Annotated in this window: 12 protein-coding genes; 5 read left to right on the forward strand and 7 right to left on the reverse strand. The window is 52.1% G+C overall.

Going from position 1 to position 14928, the window contains the following annotated elements:
- Window positions 1–50: 50 nt before the first annotated feature.
- The 5 genes from corA to phnW all read right to left on the reverse strand — a co-directional run bounded on the left by corA (window position 51) and on the right by phnW (window position 7989).
- Window positions 51–1223 (reverse strand): magnesium/cobalt transporter CorA, encoded by a 1173-nt coding sequence (corA, locus tag P8N76_10790; protein ID MDG2382150.1) that lies wholly within the window; start codon window positions 1221–1223, stop codon window positions 51–53.
- Window positions 1224–1305: 82 nt separating this feature from the next.
- A complete protein-coding gene (locus P8N76_10795) occupies window positions 1306–3648 on the reverse strand; it encodes a mechanosensitive ion channel (protein MDG2382151.1) in 2343 nt (780 codons plus the stop codon).
- 11 nt (window positions 3649–3659) lie between these two features.
- Window positions 3660–5441: a hypothetical protein gene (locus P8N76_10800; protein ID MDG2382152.1), complete on the reverse strand. Its 1782-nt coding sequence runs from the start codon at window positions 5439–5441 to the stop codon at window positions 3660–3662.
- Between the two features lie 29 nt (window positions 5442–5470).
- On the reverse strand, window positions 5471–6577 hold the full coding sequence (locus P8N76_10805) for a lipid-binding SYLF domain-containing protein (protein ID MDG2382153.1): 1107 nt from the start codon (window positions 6575–6577) through the stop codon (window positions 5471–5473).
- Window positions 6578–6855: 278 nt separating this feature from the next.
- Window positions 6856–7989, reverse strand: a complete 1134-nt coding sequence (phnW, locus tag P8N76_10810) for a 2-aminoethylphosphonate--pyruvate transaminase (GenBank protein ID MDG2382154.1) — start codon at window positions 7987–7989, stop codon at window positions 6856–6858.
- Between the two features lie 315 nt (window positions 7990–8304).
- On the opposite strand from phnW, the gene P8N76_10815 reads away from it, so the two are divergent.
- From P8N76_10815 to P8N76_10830, 4 genes are all read left to right on the forward strand, one after another.
- Complete coding sequence (locus tag P8N76_10815) at window positions 8305–9318, forward strand: cyclase family protein (GenBank protein ID MDG2382155.1); 1014 nt, start codon at window positions 8305–8307, stop codon at window positions 9316–9318.
- A gap of 187 nt (window positions 9319–9505) precedes the next feature.
- Window positions 9506–10534 carry a hypothetical protein gene (locus P8N76_10820; GenBank protein MDG2382156.1) on the forward strand — a complete coding sequence of 343 codons (1029 nt, stop codon included), beginning with the start codon at window positions 9506–9508 and terminating at the stop codon, window positions 10532–10534.
- 125 nt (window positions 10535–10659) lie between these two features.
- The gene (locus tag P8N76_10825; GenBank protein MDG2382157.1) at window positions 10660–11565 is read left to right on the forward strand and encodes a metallophosphoesterase; all 906 of its coding nucleotides are present in this window, start codon (window positions 10660–10662) and stop codon (window positions 11563–11565) included.
- Between the two features lie 61 nt (window positions 11566–11626).
- Window positions 11627–11920 (forward strand): hypothetical protein, encoded by a 294-nt coding sequence (locus P8N76_10830; GenBank protein ID MDG2382158.1) that lies wholly within the window; start codon window positions 11627–11629, stop codon window positions 11918–11920.
- 92 nt (window positions 11921–12012) lie between these two features.
- Here the strand turns inward: P8N76_10830 and P8N76_10835 are convergent, their stop codons facing one another.
- Complete coding sequence (locus tag P8N76_10835) at window positions 12013–12702, reverse strand: hypothetical protein (protein MDG2382159.1); 690 nt, start codon at window positions 12700–12702, stop codon at window positions 12013–12015.
- Between the two features lie 366 nt (window positions 12703–13068).
- On the opposite strand from P8N76_10835, the gene P8N76_10840 reads away from it, so the two are divergent.
- A complete protein-coding gene (locus tag P8N76_10840) occupies window positions 13069–13497 on the forward strand; it encodes an STAS domain-containing protein (protein ID MDG2382160.1) in 429 nt (142 codons plus the stop codon).
- Between the two features lie 75 nt (window positions 13498–13572).
- On the opposite strand, the gene P8N76_10845 is transcribed toward P8N76_10840, so the two are convergent.
- The gene (locus P8N76_10845) at window positions 13573–14769 is read right to left on the reverse strand and encodes a PEP-CTERM sorting domain-containing protein (GenBank protein ID MDG2382161.1); all 1197 of its coding nucleotides are present in this window, start codon (window positions 14767–14769) and stop codon (window positions 13573–13575) included.
- Window positions 14770–14928: the final 159 nt, after the last annotated feature.

A 14928-nucleotide genomic window follows, 5' to 3' on the forward strand; every position in this document is an offset into this window, starting at 1 on the left:
TCTCATCGGCTCCAGCAGCGAACCGATGAGCCCGATTGCCAAACGTTGGCCTACGCGGCGCGCTGCGGTGAAAATGGCACGTGATCGTGATCCAGGACTCGCGTCTGAATCTCTGAATTCCGATTGCCGCTGGGCTTTATTTGGCTACTTTTCTTCGCCTCATTGAGATTCGCGACCTGAATCCAACCTCGCTTGTGAAAGAACCAGATCATCACAAACGCAGTCGCGATCATCAGCCCCCAAACAAACGGATAGCTATAAGCGTAACTTAGCTCCGGCATGTGTTCAAAATTCATTCCGTAGATACCTGCGACGAACGTGAGTGGAACAAAGATGCTGGACATGATCGTCAGTACCTTCATCACTTCGTTCGAGCGATGGGCGACGGACGACATGTAGGTGTTGAGCAGACCCGAGGCCATTTCACGATACATCTCCACTACTTCCGCCGTCTGCACGCAATGATCGTAAGTATCGCGAAGGAAGATCTTGATATCGTCATCGATCACTTTGCAGTCAGTGACCAATAAAGACTGAACAGCATCTCGTTGCGGCCAGACAGCTCGCCGCACGTTGACAAGTCGATTTCGCACGAGGTTGACTTGTTGCAGCAGGGCAGGGCGCGGGTCGGAAATGACTTCTCGTTCGAGTGACTCAAGTTGTTCGCCAAGTACTTCGAGCACGGGGTAGGCTGCATCCACGGTCGTGTCGAGCAGCGCATAAGCTAAATAGCCGGCGCCCGACCCTCGTAGTCGAGCTGTTGGATTGGCGATGCGATTTCGTACAGGATCTAATCGGTTGTTGGGTTTGTCCTCGAAAGTAATTACATAATTCGAGCCCACAATGATTCCTAGTTGCGAGAGATGAACTTCGTCATCATCTGAGATCTCGATGAGCCTCGCAATGATCAACATCTGTTCGCCGTACGTTTCAGCCTTTGATCGCTGAGGCACGTTCACAACGTCTTCCATCGCCAGCGGATGGATTTTGAATCGGATGGCGATTTCGTGCAGGGCTGCTTCATCGCGGAATCCTTGGATGTCTATCCAAATGACTTCGCCTGCTTTGAGATTTTCGGGAAGTTCAGCGACGCTGGAGAGCTCCTGATCAACGGCTGATTGGGGACAATATCGGACGCAACGGATCTTTGTGTCCGAAGCGTCTGGCCGAATCAGTAGAGTTCCGGGACGGGCGCCGGGTTGGGGGTGGTGTTTACGGAACATCGTGTCGGGTCACTTTCTATTCGATTGCGTTTGAGGGATGCCGAAAATGAAGGTGTTTCAAGAGTTCAGGGGGCAGACGCGGTTAGGCGGCTTTCATCCGTTTGATTTCCAACTGGTCGCTGATTTGTCGCAGGTTCACTTCGATCGGTGCGCTGGTGTCCACATGCACATCCCGTTGTGGGAAGGCGACGACGATATTTGCCTGTTCAAACAGGCGGTCCATGGTCACTCGCACATCACTGGCGATCCGTTCACCTTCCATTTGCGTTCGCATATGAATCCAGAAGTGGGCTTCGAACATCAACGCGTTGTCCCCAAAGTCCTTGAAGAGAATGATCGGCGCCGGTGTTTTCAGTACCTCGGCATGGTCTAAGACTGACTCACGAACGAGGCGGCAGACTTGTTCCACGGGTGAACCATAGGCGACACCAACTCGGACGACCGTACGGATTCTCGTGTCGGATAACGTCCAGTTTGTGACATTGTTTTCGAGGAATTTGCTGTTGGGAACGATGATTTCCAGATTCGAACCGGTCTTAACTCGCGTACTTCGCGCACCAATTCGTTCAATGACACCGTTCAAACCTTCAATGTCAACCATGTCGCCGACACGTACAGGACGTTCGGCAAGCATGATCAATCCGCTGATGAAATTGTTTAAAACGTTTTGACTTCCAAAACCAACACCGATTGCGATTGCACCGCCCATAAAGGCGAATACGGTCAGTGGCAAATTGATAATTTCTAAAGCGATAAAGCCGAAGCATGTAACCAACATGTAAAACGCGATACTTTGAAATGCGACCGCAGCACCTTGGTTGAGGCCAAAACGGGGCAGCAGTCGTGTGCCGAGAATTCGGCTCGATATTCTGGCCGAATAAATGCCCATCAACAGGAGGATCGTACCCCAAAGAATCTTGCCCACGGTGATAGGGCGATCATCAACCGATGTGATCTCATAATTCCAGCATGTGGTGATGACTTGTTGCAGGCGGGCAATCCATTCTTGAGCTGACTTGGGATCCAGGCTTTGTTCAACCTCTTGGCGGAAACGATCGAGTGTTTGTCCGGCGCTTTTGATCAGGACGATTTGCGAATTGTAGGCAGAAATGGCCTGTTCCAGTTCCTCGCTCTGCCGCTCGATGAGCGGCCGAACATCTTCCGGCATGTTTCGACTCGTCAGTAAACGTTTGCGGACAGTGGCCATGTCTCCCACACGCTCATCGGATCGGATTTCTAATAATCTTTCGAATTGAGAGATCTCGGACTGTACATTTTCGAGTTCGCCAGTCCACTTGGCGATCTCTGTCTTGGCGACCTGATCGTTGGCGAGATCGAAACGCCTTCGCCAAACGATTCGCATGGTTCCTGCGTGGCCAATCACTCGTTGGAGCACTGATACATGCTCTTGATTTAACTCGCGAAGGAGTCGCCACATGTTGGCGGTTTCAACTAACGCGGGCGTTTGGTTGACGGCATTTTCAAGAGTACGCGTGGAGAGAAGATAGTTTTGTTCGAGTTCCGTCAGATTGGCGAGTGCGATCTCGAGTTGTTGACGAAGGTCGGACTCGGCTTTTTCCGTGATTGCGATACGCGCGTTGAGTTCTTTTTGGGTGAATACGGTCGAACCTCTCATCCGATCAATTCGATCGCGATAGAGCGTGCATTTTTGCTCACTGACTTGGTGTTCAAGTTCGTTGATTTCAAGTTCGATTTGGCGCTGGCGAACGGCTTCGGCCGTGCCGCGACTTCGCAGTTTCAACATGGCGTATTTGCGCATCATCTGATCGTCTGCGTTGGTCGAGTCGAGGGACTCACGAGTAAGACGGCGTCGGGATTCGCTGGCGCTATGTTGTTTTTTTGCGGTTTCGTGTGATGATCGGGCCGCTTCGATTTCGAGTTCAATCGACTCCAGCCGATGGCATTCCGTGTTCAACTGGTCACGTAAGGTATCTAACATCAGGAACGAGTAACGTTTGCGATCTCCCGTCGGTGCGATTCGCATTCGATCCACTTCGTCCCGCACACGCGATAACTCTGCTTGTAACTCTCCCTTGCGAACTAAATTGGCAGAGTGATTCGCGTAGAGGAGATCGAGCCACTTGAGGAGTTCCAACTCCAAGTCGGCACTCTCCGGAATCGGTTGATCCGGGTTCTCCTGTTTAAAAGCTTGCACAGCCTGTTGCACCCGAGTGATCATGGCCGCAATTTCGTGACGACTTTCGGTGATCTCTGCAGGGGAAATGTTTGAATCATCTTTCAACGGAGCAGCTTTTGAAGTCGCAACTTTTGAGGCATGACTTGCCGTTGTAGTCGGCAATTTGAGCTGAGCCGGCAGCTGTGAGGGAGTCGTAACCAGAGTCAAGAGCGAGAGGAAGGAAATCCATTTTGCGACTTGGGCTGGTTGAGGGCAATGAATGATCATGGGTCAACTTTCTAGCTTGCGTCAAACTCGAGCAGATGTTTGCTCAAGATCCGAGTGACTTCTTCCGTTGTTTGCGGGTGGTCGGGAAGATGGGTGTGGGTGGTTTCGATATATTGTTCGCTCAACGTGTGCGGGTGCTCGGCATTTTTGACAGAGACAACTCCGTCTGCCGGGACATCGTTTTTCAACGTTTTTCCAGTGCCAATGATCGAATGAGTCTTCACATGAGTTGCGAGGGGCAAGGGGTAGGTCGCCAGCAAGAGCGGACTGTCGGGACGAAGAAGGTCAATGCTGGTGGGGAGTCGTTCATGGACTTGGTCGACGAAAACATGTGGGTTGTTCTTGATCAGATGGTGGAGCGCGATGACACGATCCTTGGGTTGATGAACTAGCGTTGACCCGAGGCGGCCCACCGCACTACTTGCCCAAACCGAGCCCAGGTGCGGAGTACCAATAAAGATGGCGCGGGTGACGAAGGGCTGTGGTTCAAAAAAGAACATTTCGTTGATCGTTCGCTTAACGCTTTCCGATGCGTTTAAATGAGCGACAGGACGCGTCGCGATACTGTTCCAAATAGCAGAATTGCTTGAACAAATTTGTAGCTTGGTTAGCAATCCTCCCATGCTGTGGCCGATCAAGACCATCGCCGACAAGGCCGGGTCGGTCTGTTCAGGGTCGATGTCATCCATCGCTTGCCGCAAGGCGGTACGTAACTCCGCACCAGAACGTAAATATGATTGTCCGGTCGGATACTGATAGGACCAAATCTGATAGCGATCGTTGACCCAGGGAGTCACACGGAGGTCATTGATCAGGTCGATCCAGGTCAAACGGTCAGAAAGCAATCCATGAATAAATACGACTGGTATTTTGCCTGCCTGATATGGTTCCAGCATTCTTAACCCAACGCCACTGTGCTGATGTTCGGGCGTCATGAAATCACGAATCTTGCTCCGGTGTGTATCGCTGGCCACGTGGGCTAAGGGAGCCGATAGGTCTCGGCACATTTGATGTTCGCGGTTTCCAAGTTTCGCTTGATAGCTGGAAAGCGGGTTGTACAGGTCGAGAACGGCGATTTCTGAAGATTGGGAGACCTGCGCGACGCGATGAGAGGAAGTGGGACGCAAGATTGCAGTTGCCGAGAACGGAACGACACGGCTGTGGTAGGACCCGGTCTGTTCGCGGATTCTGAGTGCCACAAGCGGGATTCCCAGGCCGGGTTGCTGCCAGTAACGGGCTAATTTGGAGTCTTGCTTCGTTTGCGTGTGGATCTTGCCAGTTGCAAACTCAAATCGATTCAGATCTTGGGCTTCCCAAGCAAAACCGTGTAATTGAATACGAATTGACTTGAAGGATTGGTCGGAGTCCGAGAGTAGGATCGGTTGTGTTGGATCCAACTGCTGGGTTTTCATCAGGTGATCCAGCAACGCTTTTAGTTCGCGATGGTAGCCTTGCCAAGCCTCCGCTCGCACCGTGTCACTTAATTGCTCGTCTGTCAGGGTCGCCCAACTGGCGAGAGTTGCTTCCGTCAATGCGACGGCCTGATCGTCTGTCGTTTGATCGGTCGACGGGCGTTTGTCCGTAAGCGAAACGGATTCGACGGAAAGTTTTGCGACTTGCGCTGGATCGGCTGCCTCTTCGGCAAGGTCCGAGTTCGGTGGTTGACGGTGGAAAATACCGGTGACCGCCCGCGGTACGTGCGCAAGACCGTCAAAGCTACGGCAGCCAAAGCTGAAGCTTCCTAGCAGTCCAACGGCGACTGCGAAACAAATGAGAAGTCGATAGGGCGACATGCGCTACTTCCATGTGGCGCGTTTTCGAATTAATAACGACCCGTGGGAACGGTTGCCGAATTCGCGGGCGGTGGCGGCAGGTTCAACTGGTTTGCGTTGCTTTTCGCGTTCAACGTCGCGAACTCCCTCAGTAGCTGATGGGTGGTCACAAATTCTGGTCGTTGTGACAGCGACAAGTATTGTGGCGCAGCGGAAATTGCCGCGTAACGCTGTAGTACATCATTCAGTGCGACTTCGGAAATAGCTGCGCCCGGCGTGAGTATACTGCTGGGGATTTCTAAGTAGGGCTTCCAGTCGCTCGGCAATAAAGCGTTTAGTTTTTGCCAGGATATTGTCAATTGTTGTCGGACCAATTGAGATTGTGCCGATGGAACCGCCAGAGGCTCAGAGGTCGTGACGGCCGTGCCTGGCGCAACAACGGCAGGTGATACGTTGACAGGAGCTGTACCGCTGTATTTGGAAAGTTCGTTCATCAATTCGACGGCGGATGCGGGTAGCGTCCCCGCGGTATACGTTGGTTGGCCCGTTGGAGAGATGACCTGGTGGTGGTAGTACGAGATACCGGCAACTTGGTCAATTTGTAGCACCGATCCGTCGATCGACACGCCTGCAAACAAACCACGACTTCGTGAGTACGATAGGATTTCCGCCGACAACGTTGCGTCGGTCGCAGCGGACGCTTGACGTCCCACGGGGCCTGCTGCCGCAGCCGCATCAACGCCTAACGTCAATTTTCCATTCATCAGGTCGTTCACGCTGTTGCGCGTCTTGAAAACAAGTACGACATCCGTTGACTGGAGGCCAGCTTGCCAGCCCACGCTTCCGCCAGTCAGCGAGATAAACATGGGGGGCAACCACTGTTGGTTCTCGGAACGTACCAGCATTGTGCCCCGGCCATGACGAATGCCAACAATGAAACCGCCTTTGACGACGCCCGGGATAATGGCCACGCCTTGAGCTTCATGCAATAGACGTCCTGGGATCTGACTGGCGGGTATGGCCATCACTTCACGCAATACGTTTACCGAACTCAGGACAATCTGATCCTGCGGCGTTTGAGCGGCGGCCACCGTGGGCATGATCAGCATCGCCAATAGCACGACGGATGCACGTTTTGGGTCGGTTCTTTGTCTCATGAGGAAACTCCAATGGCGTATTTTTAGCTTGGGTCGCAAAAATCGCGGCGGCGGATTCTAGAAAGATCCGCTCGTGCCAGCAAGACCGTTCATCCAATCGATCTGTCGCGGTCGTTTTTGCCCGGAATACGCGGTCAGAACTCGTCGGAAACGAGAAATGATTGCCACTGATAGCGTGAATGCAATGCGTTGCTAGTGCTGGCATCGCCTTCCAATCGCGTGGCGTCGGGGCAAGGCGGACGATCGTGGCCCGCGGGATTTAAAGAGGCCCGCGGGATTTAAAGAGGATTGGTTTTTTCGATCGCTTTGAGCAATCGCTCAATGTCATCCGGATAAACTTCGCCAATGGTGCCAATGCGGAACGACTCAATGTTGGTCACCTTACCCGGATAGATAACGAATCCTTGTTCCTTTAGTTCGGTGTAGAAGTCAAGGAAGTTGAAGTTCGGCGATTGGGGCGAATGAAAAGCCGTGATGATGGGTGATTGATGTTCTAAGGCGAGTACCGTTCGAAAGCCAATACGAGTCATGCCTTCGACGAGCGTTTTCTGATTTTGAGTGTAGCGGGCATGGCGTGCGACAACACCGCCCTCTGATTCCAATTCAGTCAGTGCTTGCGCGAAGGCGCGAACGGTGTGGGTGGGTGAGGTGAATCTCCATTTTCCGTGGTTCGACTCCATCGTCGACCACTGATCGTAGAGATCAAGTGAAAGTGATCGGGCCCAGCCTTGAGTGGTTTGCAGCTGATCGCGTTTGGCCACAATGAAGCCAAAACCAGGTACACCTTGAATGCATTTATTGGCACTGCTGATGATGTAATCGATCGAAAGTTTTTGGATGTCGATTGGGACACCACCAAACGTGCTCATCGCGTCCACGATGAAAGTCTTACCGTGTGCTTTGACCATCTGACCGATTTTTTCGATCGGATTCAGCATGCCAGTGGTCGTTTCTCCATGGACGACAGCGACGTGAGTCAAATCCGAATCCTTCATCAAATGTTGCTCAAGTAAATCAAGCTGTAAGGCTTCCGTTTCGCTGTCTTTTTGGATCGTGTGATCAATCTTCAGTGCGTTGGCGATCTGCCCAATACGCTGCCCGTAGGCGCCATTGGACAAGACAAGAAGTTTTCCGTCAGCCGGGATAATACTGCCGATCACGGACTCGACCGCGAACGTGCCACTCCCTTGCATCAAAACCGCTGTGTAGCTTTGCTGCGCATCCGCAGTGCTGGTGGCGAGATTCACGAGTTTGCGTCGGATGACTTCGACCACGCCTCGGTTGTAGTCGTCATCCCATGTGCACCAATCACGAAGCATGGCTCGACGAACCGTGCGACTTGTCGACAGAGGCCCCGGCGTCAGGAGTAAATAAGGATTTTGATCAAGGTCCGGCTGGATTGATTTCGTCATCGGCGATTGTCAGCTCCGATACACTTCCTGTGGATGAAGGGTAAGGCGTTTTGCTTGAACAGATCCACCAGTCGAATTGCGGAAAGAAATTCGGAATAAGCGGACTCGACAAATTCCCGCGTTTGCCGGACATTGGCAGCCGGTGTGGGGCAGCTCAAAGTCGCGTTCGTTTCGCCTGTTGTCTACATTGTGATCGTCGAGAACGAGTTCTGTCCACCGCTGACTTGTCAGAATCTCGTTCCCAGCTGATTTTTTTTTTAACGGCTTTCCAACAGATAGAGCAGCTCTGCGGATTGAAATAGCAAAGGAACGATTGTGAATAATTTGCGAGTGAAGGCTTATTGGGCGATGCCGATGTTGATCGGCGGTCTGTTCATACAGCAATCGATGTTGCAATCTACATCCGCTCAAAGCCAGCGACCGATGACGGAACAAGATGTTCTCGAACTGATTGACGAAGTTTCAAACTGGGGCCGCTGGGGCAAGGACGATCAGCTGGGTGCGATTAATCTAATTACCGCCGAGAAGCGTCGACAAGCCGCTCAGCTGGTGAAGGTGGGGGAATCTGTTTCGCTCGCGCGGCAGGCCGAAACAACCCAAGCTCCTGATAATCCAAATCCGTTTGGTCATCAAATGTTGACCTTTGGACGCGGGACGAAAGGGCAGTGGAGTGTTGACGAGTTTCGCGTCTCCTATCACGGATATGCGCATACGCATATGGATTCGCTTTGCCACCTTTTTTTTCGTGGCAAGATGTACAACGGTTTTTCCCGCGATGAAATCACAAAAGAGGGTGCCCAGAAACTTTCGATCCATAATCTGAAGAACGGAATTTTTAGCCGAGGAATCCTGGTCGATATTCCACGGCTTCGCGGGCTCGACTATCTGGAACCTTCGACGCCGATCTATCCGGAAGAACTCGAAGCGTGGGAGAATCGAGCTGGGATTACCGTGCAGCCGGGGGATGTCGTGTTTATCCGCACAGGCCGCTGGGCCCGGCGTGATGCGTTGGGAGCTTGGGATGTGGCAAAGGAAGGTTCTGCTGGGCTGCACGCCTCTTGTGCTCGCTGGCTGAAGAAACGCGATGTGGCCATGATTGGCAGCGATGCGGCAAGTGACGTCCTGCCTTCGGGAATCCCTGGCGTCAGTCACCCGGTTCATTTGTTGGTGTTGCATGCGATGGGAATTCACATTTTTGACAATTGCGATTTGGAAGCGTTGGGAGAAACCGCGGAACGGTTTCAACGATGGGACTTTCTGATTCAAGCTGCTCCTATTCCCGTGAAGGGCGGGACCGGATCTCCCTTAAATCCAATTGCCACCTTTTGAATTACTGCTGTTGATAGCGTTGCCATCGAAAAGAAAAAATTCGACGTTGGCAGCCACATGCTGCCGATGAAAAAAAGGCATGCGGTTCCCGCGTTAAGTTGTCGCCGGTCGATCCCAACTGGCGATCGGTGTGCTAGATCGCCTACCTCCTAGCACGATCAAAAATCTTGTCCCCAAGAGAGTTGCCATGCGCGCTGCTCCGTTTCCCGCGATGAAGGAAATTGTGCTGATGGGGTTGTGTAGCAGCATGATTGGCTGCGCGAACTTTGACAATCTGACCCAACAGGATCGGCTCGAACAGGGCTACACGATTGTCTTGCCGGGAATTGATGGTCCCAGTATCGCAAATTCGAACATTGCTCAAGGAATCGCCGATTCCGGTCTCGAGACGGCAATTGAGGTGCACGATTGGACAACGGGCGTACCGCTACTGTTGCCTCTTCACCTCTATACAAAACGTGCCAATCAACGTAAGGCCAAACAATTGGCCGGAAAAATCGTTGCGTATCAGGAACGCTATCCTGGTCGCCCTGTGCATCTTGTCGCACAGTCGGGAGGCTGTGGTGTTTTGTTGTGGACGCTCGAGTCTTTGCCGACAAATCGCAAGGTTACGAGTACGGTCATGCTTAGCGCAGCGGTTTCTCCGACCTATGACGTCCGCCGGGCATTGCAGCACACCGAGGCTGGGATTTGGAATTACTACTCGCCATTAGACGTTATTTTGCTTGCCGGAACGTTGGTGGGTGGCAACATCGATGGCCGTTGGATGCCGGGGGCCGGTGCGGTTGGTTTCTGGTCGTATTCTCCCGAGTCGGTCGGTGACGGCCCGCGACTCCATCAAATACCGTTCCGTCCCGAAATGTTACTGGCGGGAAATCTTGGTGGCCACTGGGGACCTGCTAAGTCGCCCTTCGCACGCGACTATATTGCTCCCGTGTTAGCCAAGTCAGAACGGTATCAACCGGGATTGGTAGTGTCAAATTCTGATCTGAGATCGAGTCATCAGGGTGCGCCGGTCATGAATCTGGCAGGAATGAACTCCCGGGATCCACGTCGAGCAAGCTACTATCGGGTTTCGTCGGATGGAAGTGTCACTCAGCCGTTTGTCTTTCCATCGAAGATCGACGTTTCGGCGGTCGTCTCAACAGGGATTCGGCCTGACGTCGCACGCTACTCGCAGAAACTGAGCGGCCGATCCATTCCGACCGATCGTTGATATTTCGACGATTTTGCAGCTTTCGTTTTTCTGATCGGCCCGGCCGCAGTAGAATGAGAGGCCAGTCATTGGGATGTTCGCCATTGGGATGTTCGCTGGGTTGGGCAATCGAAAGGATAAGTTCGATGCTGGAAGCTGAATTGAGTCGGTTGCCACGACTGCCGGTGGGGCGTCGGGCATTCATTCAGAATGGAGTATTGTTGCTGATGACGGCTCCTGCTCTCGATGCTGTTTTTGCTGAGGAAGCTGTTCAGCCAATCTTAAAGATCGGATTGGTCACCGACCTGCACTATGCTGATAAACCGACCGCTGGAAGTCGATGCTATCGGGAATCACTCGATAAGTTGACTGCGGCTGCTAGCGAGTTGCAACAGCATGATCCGGCCTTCATCGTGGAACTTGGTGATCTCATCGATGCGGCCGATACGGTAAGTGAGGAGCAGGGTTTTCTGAAACGAATTAATCGTTTGTATTCCCAGATTTCCAACGAACGTCATTATGTCCTGGGCAACCACTGTGTTTCGACGCTGACCAAGAATGAGTTTCTGGGCGAAGTGGAACGTGAAAAGTCATACTACGGCTTTGAGAAAGGTGGTTATCACTTTTTGGTATTAGACGCCTGTTTTCGCGGCGATGGGCAGTCCTATGGCCGTAATAATTTCGAGTGGACCGATGCAAACATTCCGGCGGAAGAACTAGAATGGCTTCAAGCAGAATTGCAAACCACCTCGAAGCCAGTGATTGTGTTTACCCACCAACGGCTTGATTTGATGAATCATTATGCGGTGCGCAACGCTGTTGCCGTGCGGAAGATTCTTGAAAAGTCAGGTAAGGTGCGGGCGGTCTTTCAAGGCCATAGCCATGAAAATGACTACCGTGAAATCGGTGGGATTCACTACTGCACGTTGCGCGCCATGGTGGAAGGCTCCGGACTGGATAAAAGCGGCTGCTCGTTGATGAGTTTGGCAGCCGACGGAGTGATCCGCATTCAGGGGTTTCAGCAGCAAAGTAACTATCGTTGGACGACTTAGTCGTTGGACGAATCACACTGAGTTGGCCGTTGGACGAATCACACCGAGCTTGGATGGATCGATGGGAAGTCGACAGATTGTGGAGGGGATCCAGCTGACAAATTCAGGGCTGGCGACCGTCGATCCGGCTTTGAACGACGTGCTGTTTGATCTGGCCTTGCGGTTAGAGAAAGCGAACGACTTGCCAGTCGATGTTCAGCATGTTTTGGCCGCCATCGTGCTTGCTGCCAACTGTGGTGACCTGGGCGCCGATGCGAAAATTGTTGCAACCGATGATTCGCTCGTCGAGATATTGACCCACCATGTGGTTGTCGTCTTTCGTGATTTTGGTGGTGAAGTAGGCAACGATGATTAACCGGTCGTGTGTGATCTCGCAGATTCGACTCCCGGCAAGACCCGCTTGGTTGAAAAAAAATCGTGGCTTTGCGACGGAATAGAGCAGTTTTTTTAGATCGCGATTCGCCAAAGTACGATCTGAATGACCTCAGCGAGGATCGTGGTGACGCCCGTCCAATGGAGCCAGTCGCGTTTTTCGCCAGCGATCAGATCGTACGATGCCGCCAGTGCGACACTCAGCATCAGCAGCAGAGGAATCAACTGTAAGAAGAAGCCAAAGCCAAGCCACAAAGGCATCAGCCCCCAAGAGATCATCAAGAAATTGATCCCCATTCCCGCCCACTCCAAAATGTAGAGCAGGAAGGGAAGTTTCCAACGGATTGTAGGAATGTGGTATGCCGCTCGGGCAGCCATAGCGGTTGGAATAAAACAAAGCGTACCAAGCAACAATTGATGAATGCTTGTGTGGAGAACGTGAATTCCGGTCGCGAATATCGGATTGTAAACGAGGAGGTGAAAAACCTCGATGATCATCAACCAATGACCGGCTGCTGAGATGGCGGGGTTTCGACCGAGCCACCACGATTGGGCTAAGGTGATCACTCCCGCGATGCAAGTGCCGGCGATGAGTGCCGCAATGATTTCCGTTGGGCGGCGCAATTCTGCGAATGCGGGAGATGTAGGAGGCCGCAATTCATGAAGGAACTGAACCATGACCAGATAGGCAGCCGTACAAAAAACCCATAACATCAAATGATAGATAGATAAACGTGGTAGTTCGGGCAGATTGTTCGTTTTCATGGTTAGCGTCTGTTGAAATGGTTAGTGTCTGTTGAAATGGTTAGCGTCTGTTGAAATGGTTAGCGTCCGTGCAAAATAACTTCGGGAATAGCTTTCTCGTCAGCCAGTATCGACAAACTCCTTTGCTCGAAGCCAATGTACGATCTTCGCGAGCTGAGAATAAGTTGATCGCCAAATGAAGGACAAACCGTTCTTGATGAACAACTAACGTAAATCCGGTCGCTTTTGTGGATCACGAATCGATGTCAGAGACGCAATCCGCATGGACTTTGCGATACAAATCGTTTTACCCCTTACACATTACAGCCGGACTGGTATCGTCTTAGTAGCCGACCGGTCGATCTCTAGCCTACAGGGGAATCTCGCATGGCTGACGAAGAGCAGCTCTACCGATTTTTCGTCGTTGATGTGCACGAAAACGCCTTGGTGGCACAGATCGTTGATTCACATCTGCAAGGTGAAACGTCCGCTGAACTACTCAAACTGGAGTTATTGAAGATTATTGATGACTCGTCGCCCGACGTCCTCGTGCTTGATTTTTGTAATGTAAAGATCGTCGGCACTTGGGTGATTTCGTGTTTTTTGTACGTGAACAGCCGGATGGCTAGCCGAGGCAGTAAGTTGAAGCTGGCAGGGATGAGCGAAACGCTGAGGTCGATTTTCAAAACGTTACGTTTGGACGATACGGTCTTTCAGATTTTTGACACGGTTGACGAGGCGTTGGCGAGCCCCAGCGGGCCGATCACCTACGAAGATGTTTGTGATCGTTCGACGCCGTTTGATCCGGAAAGCTAACGCGGTCCCACGAAATTGTGGCCGCGTTGCTGCCACAATCGGGATCGTTTTGACAAATTCTCGCCGCTCTGTTGACTAGCTCTGTCGACGTCGTATCAACAGGAGTCCACCGAACAGTAGCAGCGACAGCGAAGACGGTTCAGGCACGGTCGCCACGGCCAGACGCGGACCGGCTTCGAATCCGGCACCTTGGAAAGCGGTTACGAAATCGCTGGAAGTGAAATCTCGATCGCCGTTCCAATCGCCCGTTTCCCAACCTGAATTCTCGGGGGTTGCATCTTCGTATTCGCCGGCCGTGAAAACTTTGACAAAGTCGCTACTATCAAAAACGCCGTTCAGATCGGAATCGCCATAGTAGCTATTGTTCAAATCTTCGATCCAGACGCGGCGGTCTTCTTCGTTGACAAGATTGTCATTGTCGAGATCGAAGTCAGGGCTGTTTGTACCGGCGCGAACCGCGTCCGAAAGCAGATCCATGTCCTCTGCATCGAGAACTGTATTCAGATTGAAATCACCCGGCAGGGTTTCAACTGTGTTATTCATGGTGAGCAGGATTTCTGCGTCGCTCAAAGCCCGGCTGTAGATTTGAAAGTCGTCTAGGCGGCCTCCCCAGGTTTCCGTACCTTGACGACCCATGAAGATGGCATCGTGAAAGTCCAGCGTTCCGTCGTATGCGACGACCGGACCCTCGCCTGCTTCACCATTGATGATGACTTCAAAGTCATCGCCATCACCGCGGTAGGCAAAATGGGTCCACTCTTCATCGTCCATAAAGTAGATTCCCTTTTCCTGATTGATATTAGTACCGTCTTCCTGAATGACACGCCCCCAAACCGTCGCGTCGGACTTTTGCACCCAGCCACCGATTACTTTTCCACCGGTGGAAGGAAACGCGGGGTCAAACTGAACTTGGAACATGCCGTCGTTGGCACCGCCATCTCCACAGCAGAGATCCAGATCACGATAAGCCCAGAAGGTGATTGTGAAGTTGTCGCCGGGCAGTCCGTCTTCCGGCAATTCAGCCGACAAAAATCCATTCGTCGAACCAGGAAACTCCATCACGCCACCGCGTTCCTCGTCCATCATCCATGCCACCCCACCCAGGTCATCGAGTTCGGCGTCGCGACCATTGTCGGAAATATCTAGCAGAAAATCGTCTTCTGTGTTGAATGGGTAGTGTTGCTCAAGATCAGCTATTTGGCCGGTCACCATGCCCGCGGGTGCCAGAAGGAAAAAGGAAAACAAGACACTAATTCGGAAAGGTGCGGTCATGATCTTCTCACAATTTTCAGAAACCACTTGTGTTTGAAAAAACATTTTGAAGTGCGGCGCCATCGTAATGGGTTGAAGCTCGCATTACCAAGAAAATGCTTTGATTTGGAGAGGATTCTGTAGAAAGCGAGTACGTGCCAACGACTTCGGCGATAGCCA

The sequence above is a fragment of the Pirellulaceae bacterium genome (assembly GCA_029243025.1).
GTDB lineage: Bacteria > Planctomycetota > Planctomycetia > Pirellulales > Pirellulaceae.